This is a genomic window from Parahaemophilus parainfluenzae, from assembly GCF_001053575.1.
In the GTDB taxonomy this organism is placed as follows: Bacteria; Pseudomonadota; Gammaproteobacteria; order Enterobacterales; family Pasteurellaceae; genus Haemophilus_D; species Haemophilus_D parainfluenzae_S.
Genome location: NZ_JVSL01000032.1, coordinates 57,887 through 69,585, shown reverse-complemented (window position 1 = coordinate 69,585; position 11,699 = coordinate 57,887). Strand labels below are relative to the sequence as shown.

10 protein-coding genes are annotated in these 11,699 nt (G+C 38.2%); 3 read left to right on the top strand and 7 right to left on the bottom strand.

Translation table 11 applies throughout. The features are described 5' to 3' along the window. Positions 1-2: 2 nt before the first annotated feature. The 3 genes from AC979_RS06505 to pepN form a co-directional block, all read right to left on the bottom strand. Positions 3-623 (bottom strand): Type 1 glutamine amidotransferase-like domain-containing protein, encoded by a 621-nt coding sequence (locus AC979_RS06505; RefSeq protein ID WP_049373432.1) that lies wholly within the window; start codon positions 621-623, stop codon positions 3-5. A 12-nt stretch (positions 624-635) separates the two neighbouring features. After that, positions 636-1,655 carry a quinone-dependent dihydroorotate dehydrogenase gene (gene pyrD / locus AC979_RS06500; protein WP_049373431.1) on the bottom strand — a complete coding sequence of 340 codons (1,020 nt, stop codon included), beginning with the start codon at positions 1,653-1,655 and terminating at the stop codon, positions 636-638. 69 nt (positions 1,656-1,724) lie between these two features. Beyond that, entirely contained in the window at positions 1,725-4,334 is a 2,610-nt protein-coding gene (gene pepN / locus AC979_RS06495; RefSeq protein ID WP_049373430.1) for an aminopeptidase N, read from the bottom strand. Between the two features lie 161 nt (positions 4,335-4,495). Here pepN and purE point away from each other — a divergent pair, with 161 nt between their 5' ends. The 3 genes from purE (at position 4,496) to AC979_RS06480 (ending at position 7,478) form a co-directional block, all read left to right on the top strand. Continuing rightward, complete coding sequence (gene purE / locus AC979_RS06490) at positions 4,496-4,990, top strand: 5-(carboxyamino)imidazole ribonucleotide mutase (protein WP_049373429.1); 495 nt, start codon at positions 4,496-4,498, stop codon at positions 4,988-4,990. Between the two features lie 70 nt (positions 4,991-5,060). Then, entirely contained in the window at positions 5,061-6,149 is a 1,089-nt protein-coding gene (gene purK, locus AC979_RS06485; protein ID WP_049373428.1) for a 5-(carboxyamino)imidazole ribonucleotide synthase, read from the top strand. 138 nt (positions 6,150-6,287) lie between these two features. Then, positions 6,288-7,478 (top strand): amino acid aminotransferase, encoded by a 1,191-nt coding sequence (locus tag AC979_RS06480; protein WP_049373427.1) that lies wholly within the window; start codon positions 6,288-6,290, stop codon positions 7,476-7,478. 98 nt (positions 7,479-7,576) lie between these two features. Here the strand turns inward: AC979_RS06480 and AC979_RS06475 are convergent, their stop codons facing one another. The 4 genes from AC979_RS06475 to moaC form a co-directional block, all read right to left on the bottom strand. Beyond that, complete coding sequence (locus AC979_RS06475; protein WP_049373426.1) at positions 7,577-10,162, bottom strand: YadA-like family protein; 2,586 nt, start codon at positions 10,160-10,162, stop codon at positions 7,577-7,579. Positions 10,163-10,440: 278 nt separating this feature from the next. Further along, a complete protein-coding gene (gene moaE, locus AC979_RS06470; RefSeq protein WP_049373425.1) occupies positions 10,441-10,893 on the bottom strand; it encodes a molybdopterin synthase catalytic subunit MoaE in 453 nt (150 codons plus the stop codon). After that, entirely contained in the window at positions 10,894-11,139 is a 246-nt protein-coding gene (gene moaD, locus AC979_RS06465; RefSeq protein ID WP_009499890.1) for a molybdopterin synthase sulfur carrier subunit, read from the bottom strand. A gap of 1 nt (position 11,140) precedes the next feature. Beyond that, entirely contained in the window at positions 11,141-11,623 is a 483-nt protein-coding gene (moaC, locus tag AC979_RS06460) for a cyclic pyranopterin monophosphate synthase MoaC (RefSeq protein ID WP_049373491.1), read from the bottom strand. Positions 11,624-11,699 lie beyond the last annotated feature (76 nt).

The window sequence follows — 11,699 nt, the reverse complement described above, 5'->3', positions numbered from 1 at the left end:
TCCTATAAATTAGTTTGAATAGTGTAATTATCTTCATCAACAATTACAGCTTGGCTATTTGTTAAAGGGAGTAAATTCAATTTGGGTTGATAGATCTGAACAGTTTTCTTTGAACTCTCTTCAAAAGGAAACTCACCATAATGTGGAACAATTGCAAAATCGACTAAATTTAAAGCTGAATAATTGGTCAAATCGATAGCTATATTTTTGTCATCCATAATTTGATTATACTCGATGTCACTGGCGGTAATAATAGCACCGGCAGATTCACCAAGGTAAAGCATACCCTCATCAATTCGTTTTTTTATATGTGGTAATAAATGCTTTCTTTTCAACTCTTGTAATAGATAAAAAGTATTACCACCGGAAACATAAAGGCTCGGCGTATAATTTAATTTCTCTTTAATGATCTCTTCTGTTTCTTGGGCGATATCCAAAACATCGACTTCAAAACCTAATTTATGAAAAATATCTTTTGCCTCATTGATGTATTCAACATAGCTTTCAACATTACCAGCAGTAGGAATAAATAGCACTTTATGTAATAAAAAATGCTGTTTTAAAAATTGTCTGAAAAGATTTTCTACGCCTGCAAAATAAGAGGCTAGAAATAATGTTTTCATATTATTTCTCTCTTACTTAATCGCCTGAACCAAGCCTTTAACTAAGCTTGGACCGTGATAAATCAAGCCCGAATAAACTTGTAACAATTCTGCTCCCGCTTCAATTTTCTCTTGTGCATTTTGTACACCATCAATACCACCACTCCCAATAATCGGGATTTGCCCTTTCAGTTCTTGATGCAATCTTCGAATAATTTCTGTACTTTTCTGCTGTAACGGTTTTCCACTTAAGCCGCCTTGTTGTTCCGCATTTTTCAAACCTGTGACGTTGTCGCGTGAAATGGTCGTGTTAGTCGCAATTACCCCATCCATTTGATGACGAAGTAACGTATCTGCAATTTGAACGAGTTCGCTCTCGGATAAATCAGGTGCGATTTTTACTGCAATCGGTACATATTTGTTATATTGCTCAGCTAATACTTTTTGACGCTGTTTTATACTTTGCAATAAATCATCAAAGTAATCACCATACTGTAATTGGCGTAAATCCGGAGTGTTCGGTGATGAAATATTTACCGTAATATAATCCGCATAGTTATAGGCTTTATTTAAGCAAAATAAGTAATCATCTTTCCCCTTTTCAAGCGGTGTGACTTTATTTTTGCCAATATTAATCCCAACTACGCCATCAAATTTTGCCTTTTTAACATTCTCAATCGCATAATCAATGCCATAATTATTGAATCCATTACGGTTAATAATCCCTTCCCCTTCCACTAAACGGAATTGACGAGGTTTCGCATTTCCCTCTTGCGCTAAAGGCGTAACTGTACCGACTTCAATAAAACCAAATCCCATCGCACCAAATCCATCAATGGCTTCGGCATTTTTATCTGCCCCCGCTGCTAACCCAATAGGATTTTTAAAGGTAATGCCCATCACTTGCTTAGGCGTACCTTGTGGACAGGCCAAAAGTTGCTTCAATAAAAATTGAAAAGGCGATTTACCCGCTAAATGCAATGATTTAATCACTAAATCATGGGCAGTTTCAGGATCAAGGGAAAAGATGGCTTTACGGATCAAAGAATACATACTCGTTTATCTCTCAGGATAGTTCACTGTAAATGGAAAGTGCGGTCAAAATTAACCGCACTTTTTGTTTTATTGCAAGGCTTTTTCAATCTTCTCAAATAAATCTTTTGAAAGATCTTCAACAGCACTTAATCGTTCTAAAGCGCGTTTCATTAAGGTTTGGCGTTGAGCATCAAAACGAGAGAAACGAATTAATGGCTCAATTAAACGCGCAGCCACTTGTGGATTTGTTTCATTTAAACGAATTAAAACATCTGTTAAGAAACGATAGCCAGAACCACTAATATGATGGAATGCTTTTAAGTTGTGATTTGCAAAGCTACCCACTAATGAACGTAAACGGTTTGGATTGTTGAAGTTAAAACTTGGATGATCCATTAGTACTTGTACAATTTCCAATACATTTTCATCAGGGCGAGTTGCTTGTAAAGCAAACCATTTATCCATGACTAAGCCGTCATATTGCCATTTTTGTTCAAAATCTGCTAACAAGGCATCACGACAAGGTAATGCCGCTTTAGTAGCCATATTTAATGCAGCCAACGTATCAGTCATATTATTGGCATTATTGTAATGTTTTTGAACGATATTGTTGCCAAGATTAGTGTAAGCCAAATAACTTAAACACAGATTACGCATTGCTCGTAAGGCAATATCTTCTTGTGTTACTCGATAATCTTCAAGACGAATATGGGTGTAAATACGCAATAAATCTTCTTTCAAGTATTCTGCAATTTGCACCAACATAAATTCTCTTGCGGCTGCAATGCCATCTGGATCAATCGTTTTAAAGCTTTCTGCAAACTCAATGTCTTTTGGCAAGGTTAGAATTAATGTAGCTAATTCGATATCCTGTTCGTAATTTTCCAATACATGTGCAAGTACGGTTAAAACATCAGGTGAAATGTCAAAGGCTTCACCTTGTTGGAAATGAGCCACGTTACGACGCAATTCTTGAGTAAACAGCATTTGTGCCGCATCCCAACGAGCAAATTGGTTATCCGCAAATTTAAGTAAACCTAATAACTGCTCTGTGGTGTAATCATAATCGAGTTTCACCGGTGCAGAGAAATCACATAATAACGCAGGAATTGGGCGACCATAAATACCATGGAACTCAAACACTTGGTCTTTTTCTGTCACATTTAGCACATCGCTTAGCAACTCACCGTTATGCTGTAACATTTGTTTGGTGCCTTTGGCATCATAAAGTGCAATCTTCAATGGAATATGTAAGTTTACTTTTTCCATTTGGTCCGCAGTTGGCGGCGTAGATTGCGAAACGGTTAAACGATAAGTATGAGTTTGTTCATCATAAGCATCGCTAATCAATAGTTCTGGCGTACCTGATTGGCTATACCAACGGCGGAATTGTGCTAAATCAACATCATTCGCACGTTCCATTGCGGAAACAAAATCTTCACAGGTTGCCGCTTTACCGTCATTTTCTGCAATATAAAGTTGCATCCCTTTTTGGAAACCTTGTTCACCTAATAAGGTGTGCAACATACGAATCACTTCTGCCCCTTTTTCATATACGGTCACGGTATAGAAGTTATTCATTTCAATGACTTTTTCAGGGCGAATTGGGTGTGACATTGGGCTTGCATCTTCGGCAAATTGTACCGTACGTAAGAATTTCACGTTATTAATGCGATTAACGGCACGAGAGCCCGTATCAGATGAAAATTCTTGATCACGGAAAACTGTTAAACCTTCTTTCAAACTTAATTGGAACCAATCACGGCAAGTTACACGGTTTCCTGTCCAGTTATGGAAATATTCGTGTGCAATCACGCTTTCAATGGCGAGATAATCATCATCGGTTGCGGTTTGTGGATTTGCCAACACAAATTTGGAGTTAAAAATATTCAACCCTTTATTTTCCATGGCACCCATATTGAAGAAATCCACGGCAACAATCATGTAAATATCTAAGTCGTATTCTAAATTGAAACGGTCTTCATCCCATTTCATCGCTTTTTTCAGACTTTCCATAGCCCAAGAAGCACGATCAAGATTGCCACGGTCAACATAAAGCTCTAAAGCTACTTCACGACCACTTTTTGTCGTAAAGGTATCTTGTAATAAATCAAAATCACCAGCCACTAAAGCGAATAAATAGCTTGGTTTCGGAAATGGGTCATTCCATTCAACCCAATGACGACCATCCTCTAACTCACCACTTGCAATGCGGTTACCATTAGAAAGCAAGTAAGGATATTTAGTCTTATCTGCAGTAATTTTGGTTGTATAGCGCGCCAATACATCTGGACGGTCAAGCATATAGGTGATTTGACGGAAACCTTCTGCTTCACATTGTGTACAAATGCCCTCGCCAGATTGATAAAGCCCTTGTAAAGAAGTGTTTTGTGCTGGCTCAAGATTTGTCACAATTTCAAGTTCAAAATTGCCTGCAGTTTGATTGGTTAAATCTAATGTTAAGCTTTCATTGTCTTGATGATAATGTTTGAAATCTTCGCCATTGAATTTAATGGAAGCAAATTGGAAACCATGACCATCTAATCGTAGGTGTGTTGCTTCGTCGTTTAAACGTTGGAAGGTTGTTTTTGCAGTGACAACGGTATGGTTAGGATCTAATTGAAAATCAAGGAAAATATCCGTAACTGTAAAATCAGGTTGTTTGTAATCTTTTCTATATTTCGCTTTAGCTAACATAATCTGCTCTATTTCTAAGAAAAAAACTCCTATTAGGATAAAATTTTATGACAAAACTTGCAATGGAATTTTCAGTCTTTACCGCATAGCAAACGTTTGCTTAAAAGTGAGTAAATGTGCTATTCTACGCATCGTTTTTTATCAGATAATTTTTTAAAAATATGTCAAATACCGCACAAATTGCTATTGTTATGGGCTCAAAAAGCGATTGGGCAACCATGCAAGAAGCAACTCAAATTTTAGATGAACTCAATGTGGCATATCATGTTGAAGTCGTTTCCGCACATCGAACCCCCGACAAACTGTTTGAATTTGCCGAAAATGCACAAAAAAATGGTTACAAAGTGATTATTGCAGGTGCAGGTGGTGCAGCACATTTACCTGGTATGATTGCGGCCAAAACGCTTGTGCCAGTACTTGGGGTACCTGTTAAAAGTTCTATCTTAAGCGGTGTTGATAGCCTCTATTCTATCGTGCAAATGCCTAAAGGCATTCCTGTCGGTACCTTAGCAATTGGCCCTGCTGGTGCAGCGAATGCAGGATTACTCGCTGCACAAATTCTTGCAGGTTGGGATAATGCGTTATTCGCTCGCCTACAAGTATTCCGCGAAAATCAAACCAATATGGTATTGGATAATCCTGATCCACGTATATAAAATACCTTAAAATTTGACCGCACTTTTCAAAGTGCGGTTGTTTTTTTAGCTAGATTTGATGAGAAATTTTATGCAAAACTCTACCCTATATCCTACTGTTTATGTACTCGGTAATGGTCAACTTGGCAGAATGTTACGTTACGCCGGTGCACCATTAGACATTCATGTTCAACCGCTTGAGTTTAATGCACCTGTATTTGATTTACCTAAAGATGCCATTATTACTGCAGAAATTGAACGTTGGGAAAAAACACCTTTGACCGAATTATTAGGTCATCATAAAAATTTCGTTAATCAGAATATTTTTGGCTTATTGGCTGATCGTTTTACCCAAAAGTCTTTACTGGATGAACTCAATCTCTCTACCTCGCCATGGTGTTTATTAAAAGATAAAACGCAATGGCCTGAAGTATTTAAAAACGTAGGCGAAAAAGTCGTGGTAAAACGTCGTACCGGTGGTTATGACGGTCGCGGCCAATGGATTATCACTGAAAATAATCAACATGATATTACGGACGATTTATTCGGTGAAGTTATCGCAGAAAAATTCATTCCTTTTGATTATGAAGTCTCTATTGTAGGTGCAAGATTTAAAAACGGTGAAAAACGCTTCTACCCAGTGACACATAACCTACAGCAAAATGGCATTTTACGTTACAGTGTGACAGATATTTCATTCCCTCAACAACAAAGCCAACAACTTCAGGCTGAATCTATGCTCGGAAAAATTATGGATAAGCTTGAATATGTGGGTGTGATGGCAATGGAATGCTTTGTGGTGGGAGATAAATTATTAATTAATGAACTTGCCCCTCGTGTGCATAACAGTGGACATTGGACCCAACTAGGTTGTGCCATTAGTCAATTTGAATTGCATCTACGTGCTTTATTAGATTTACCTACACCGTCATTACAACCCATTGCACCAAGTGTCATGGTCAACTTGATTGGTACAAAACATAATCCACAATGGTTGAACACCCCTTTCTCTCAGTTACATTGGTATGGTAAGGAAGTTCGTCCAGGTAGAAAATTAGGTCATATCAATATTACGCATCCTGATAAAACGATCATTATTCAACAGCTCGAAAAACTTCGCCATGAACTCCCTGAAGACTATCAATCCGGTTTAAATTGGGCGATTGATAAATTAAAATAATCGAAAAAACAACCGCACTTTTTGATGAATATCTAAAAACATCAAAGTGCGGTTGATTTTTATTAGGTTCTTCTTGATAAAATCCATCGACTGAAGTATAAAATTACTCATCTCACAACACATACATAAGGAAAAGCTATGTTTGAACATATCAAAGCGGCTCCGGCCGATCCTATCTTAGGCTTAGGCGAAGCATTCAAATCTGAAACCCGTGAAAATAAAATCAATTTAGGTATTGGCGTTTATAAAGATGCACAAGGTACAACACCGATTATGCGTGCAGTAAAAGAAGCCGAAAAACGCTTATTTGATAACGAAAAAACGAAAAACTATCTGACTATCGATGGTATTGCCGATTATAACGAACGCACAAAAGAACTCCTTTTCGGTAAAGATTCAGAAGTCATTAAAGCGAATCGTGCAAGAACGGTACAAAGTTTAGGCGGTACAGGTGCATTACGTATTGCTGCGGAGTTCATCAAACGCCAAACCAAAGCTCAAAATGTGTGGATTAGCACGCCTACATGGCCAAACCACAATGCCATTTTCAATGCGGTGGGCATGACGATTCGTGAATATCGTTATTATGATGCTGAACGCAAAGCCCTTGACTGGGAACATTTACTTGAAGATTTAAGTCAAGCAAGCGAAGGCGATGTGGTGCTGTTACACGGTTGCTGCCACAACCCAACCGGTATTGACCCAACCCCTGAACAATGGCAAGAATTAGCTGCGCTTTCAGCAAAAAATGGCTGGTTACCACTCTTTGACTTTGCTTATCAAGGTTTAGCCAATGGCTTAGACCAAGATGCTTATGGTTTACGTGCTTTTGCTGCAAATCATAAAGAATTATTAGTGGCGAGTTCATTCTCAAAAAACTTTGGTTTATACAATGAGCGTGTCGGTGCCTTTACCCTTGTAGCTGAAAATGCAGAAATTGCTTCAACTGCCTTAACACAGGTGAAATCAATTATTCGTACCATCTACTCTAACCCTGCATCTCACGGCGGGGCGACCGTAGCAACGGTGTTAAATGACCCGAAACTTCGTCAAGAATGGGAAAATGAATTAACTGAAATGCGTGAGCGTATCAAAAAAATGCGTCATTTATTCGTTCAGTTATTAAAAGAATACGGTGCAGAACAAGATTTCAGCTTTATCATGGAACAAAACGGTATGTTCTCTTTCAGCGGCTTATCGCCTGAACAAGTTGCTCGCTTAAAAGATGAATTTGCGATTTACGCTGTTCGTTCTGGTCGTATCAATGTGGCTGGTATCACTGAAGATAATATTCATTATTTATGTGAAAGCATCGTTAAAGTGCTTTAATCAATAAAAATAGAAAGTGCGGTTAAATTTGACCTCTCTTTTTTATCTCAACATATCAAAAGAAAAGGCAGATTTTACTCTGCCTTTTTATCAAACAATTACCATTGGTAACCTACGCTTCCGCCCCAGTTTACATCACTGCGGGTATTGATACTTGCACCAACTTTAATCGAAATTTTGTTGTTATCAGAATTTCGACCATAACCAACCGCTAATGCATTTTCATTGCGATAACCACCAACACCAACAGAAACTAAGCTTTTACCTGCTTCATTTGGACGTTGTAAGAAAGAAATCGCTGTCGCACCTGCAATACCTGCACGTAAACGACGATCAACGTGATCAATTTTGTTGTCTAAACGATTGATGTTGTTATTAATGTTTTTCACTGCATTATCAACATAACGTTTATTTACTGCATCAGTTGGGTCTTTAGGATCGGCCACATTCACAATACGATTATTATGAACATCTAAGCCACCGTGTGCATGGACAGTACCGCCAACGTTAAGATCACCCGTTGTTGTCACATTTTTAAATGTCGGTGTGTCAGATACTGCAACACTTAACACTTTGCCTTTTTTATGGGTTAATTTAATATTTTTACCCGCATCAAGTGTTAACTTATCCATTTTGGTTGCTGTAGATTGAACCGTTTCTTCTGTCACTTCATTTACAACAGTACCTTCAGATGCACTTGCAGTCACGTTAAATCCACGACCTGATGCATTTTTGATTTCATCTTTAGTTTTTTGTGAAAGATCCACTTTGTAATTGGTTACTGTGGTAACAGAAAGACCATCTTTTTTAGTTGTTTCTCCACCTACTGTTACAGTAATTGCATCAGAACCTGCTTCAACTGATGCTGAAGTGTCTTTTGCATTAACGGTGTAAATAGTTTGATTATTCGCACCAGTTTCAGAAGTAACCTCTACATTCGTTCCAGCTTTTACTTCTGTTTTAGCTGACGCTGCGGCTTTAGTAATATTGGTATTAAGCTCGTTCTTCGCTGCATATAATTGGCTACCATTCACAGCTTCTTTACTATCTGCTGAAATTGTACCATTTGATACATTCGTGATTTTTGTATTTCCTGCATTAATACCATCTTTATCATTAATAGTAACAGGTCCTACGGTAATATTATTAGCTTTAACACTCTTAACATTAATATCATCTTTTAAATTCACTGTAATATTAGCAGCATTTTCACCATCTTCAACAACCACTTCTGTATTTTTACCATTCACAAAATTTACTTTGCCATTGGTATTAATACGTGATGTGTCAGTATCATTGTTTTGAATATTAAAGCCTGCATTGTAATACGCTTGATACAACTGGCTACCATTTACGGCATCGTTTGATTCAGCAGTAATTCGACCCGCACCCACATTTTGGATCTGGCGAACAAGTTTTCCATCACCAACAGATACTGCACCTTTTTGAGTTGAAGAAGTACCATTGTACTTAACTGTCACGCTGCTCTTATCACCAAAATAAGATAAAGCTTTTGCTGTCTGATTAAAATCATTGGCTGCACTACTTGAATAAGAACCTAATGTCACAGAGTTTTCATGCGTACCTTTTGCTTGAGTACCAATCACAACAGCACTAACCGCAGAGACGTTACTAGATGTACCAAGAGCAATAGCATTAACAGCAGAAGAATTACTATCTTTACCAACCGCAACGGCATTCATTGATGAAGCATTAGCATTAGAGCCAGATGACAATGCATCCACACCTGAAGCTTTAGATGCATAACCTAAAGCCATTGAACCTCTACCGCTAGCATCTGCACCGTTACCTAATGATGAAGCTCCTAAAGCACTCGCTTTAGCCCCATTACCTACAGCGGTCGAAACGACTGCACTTGCATTTGCTAAAGTACCTAAAGCTGTGGCACTTTGAGCACCAGCATAAGAGCGGCGACCTAGCGCAGTGGATTCTTGTCCTTCGGTTACTGCTGCTGAGCCCACTGCAATAGAGTTATTCGCTCTAGCAGATGCTCCAGTGCCTAATGCAGTTGCACCCCATGCTGAAGCTGATGCACTATCTCCCAATGCTGATGCACTTTGTGCGAGAGCTTTCGCTGCTCTACCAATAGCAGTCGCAGTTGAGCCAGTTGCATTTGCATTTGCACCAAAGGCTGAAGCTGCTTCACCATCAGCATAAGATGCCGCCCCTACAGCAGTTTGGCTATTTCCACCGGCTTTCTCATTTGAGGTTTTTGCCATTAAACCGATAGCAATTGCGTTTCCGCCTTTACCTGTTGATGCACGATCACCAATCGTCACGCCGTATTGAGAATTACCATCAGCTTTATCACCCAAAGTTACTGACCAACGTCCTGTATTTGTAGTATTACCACCAATTACTACGCTCTCAGTTGTTTCAGATTTAGCTTTATTACCTAAAACAACAGAATTCCCTGTTGTACCGGTTCCTGCAAGCGCTGTCGCACCAATACCACCAACAATATTTCCTTGATCATTTGATACCACATTGGTTTCAGCCATCGCGCTTGTAGTTGCACCTGCTAAAACTGCAGCGCCAATGATTACATTTAATGCTTTACGTTTGTCTGTTTGAGATGATTTACCCACAGATTTGCTTAGTTCTGAAACAGCAACCCAGCATTGATTTACTTTATTCCAAATAATTTTAAAAACATGATTCATATTAAAGTTTCCTATAATCTAAAAATAACTAATCAAGACAAACAAAATCTTGATTCCGAATAAGTATAATACATAGTCAGCAATTAACAGATAATTTACAAGATTTTACAAAAAGTTAACAAAGAATAGTTTTTTATGGAGAAGTTAAATGTAATGTAAAGATAAATTAAAGATAAATTAAAGATAAATTAATAACTTAAAACATATATATAATTATATACTTATTCTGCTGATAAAAGTAAAAAAAGGCCATAAAAATGACCATTTTTTATATTGAATTACCACTTATTTAACGCTTCTTTATCGCTTTCTCTTGCTTCAATCCAACGTTCACCTTGATTGGTTTGTTCTTTTTTCCAGAACGGGGCTTTAGATTTTAAGAAGTCCATAATAAATTCATTAGCGTGGTAGGCATCACCTCGGTGAGCAGAACTAATTCCAACCAAAACAATTTCATCGCCAGTATGTAAAAGTCCCACACGATGAATTACAGATACTCGCTGAATATCCCAACGGGCTTTCGCCTGTTCTACAATTTCACGTAAGGCTTTTTCTGTCATGGCGGGATAATGTTCTAAGTATAAGCTGGACACTTCATCACCTAAATTAAGATCGCGAACTTTACCCACGAAAATAACCGTTGCGCCAACTGAATGTTGCTCAGAAAGCCATTGGTAAACAACATTTTGATCAAAAGGTTGTTCTTGTACTGAAATTTGAATATCCGTCATTTAGCCCCCTGTTACAGGTGGGAAAAATGCAATTTCATCCCCATTTTTGACCGCACTTTCTAATGGCATCAAGGTTTGATTGATAGCGACTAAAAGCTTCCCTTTTTCTAACGCTAACGCCCATCTATCACCTTTTTGAGCAAGATGTTCACGCACCGCTTCCGCTGTCGCAAAATCGCCTTCAAGCTGAATAGAATCGACGCCAATTAATTCACGAGTTTGAGCAAAAAATAAAACATTTAACACCTTATTTTTCCTCCGCAATAAAATGGCCTGATTTTCCACCGCTCTTTTCTAACAGGCGAACATATTCAATCACCATGTCTTTTTGTACGGCTTTACACATATCGTAAATAGTTAAAGCTGCCACACTTGCTGCCGTTAATGCTTCCATTTCTACGCCGGTTTTTCCGGTTAATTTGCAAAGAGATTGAATACGAACTTGGTTTGTTTCAAGTAACGGTTCTAAATTCACTTCCACTTTAGAAAGTAATAAGGGATGGCAAAGCGGGATAAGTTCCCAAGTACGTTTTGCCGCTTGAATCCCTGCAATACGAGCAGTAGCAAATACATCGCCTTTGTGATGTTTACCTTCCACGATCATAGCAAAGGTTTCTTTTGACATGGTCACAATGGCTTCAGCACGAGCTTCACGAACGGTCTCTGCTTTTGCAGAAACATCCACCATATTGGCTTCGCCTTGAGAATTGATATGCGTAAATGTAGTCATAATAAAATAAAGTGCGGTTAAAATATTGAATGTTTTACATGTGTGACAAAAGCAAAATAAGTGAACAGTAAAAGTC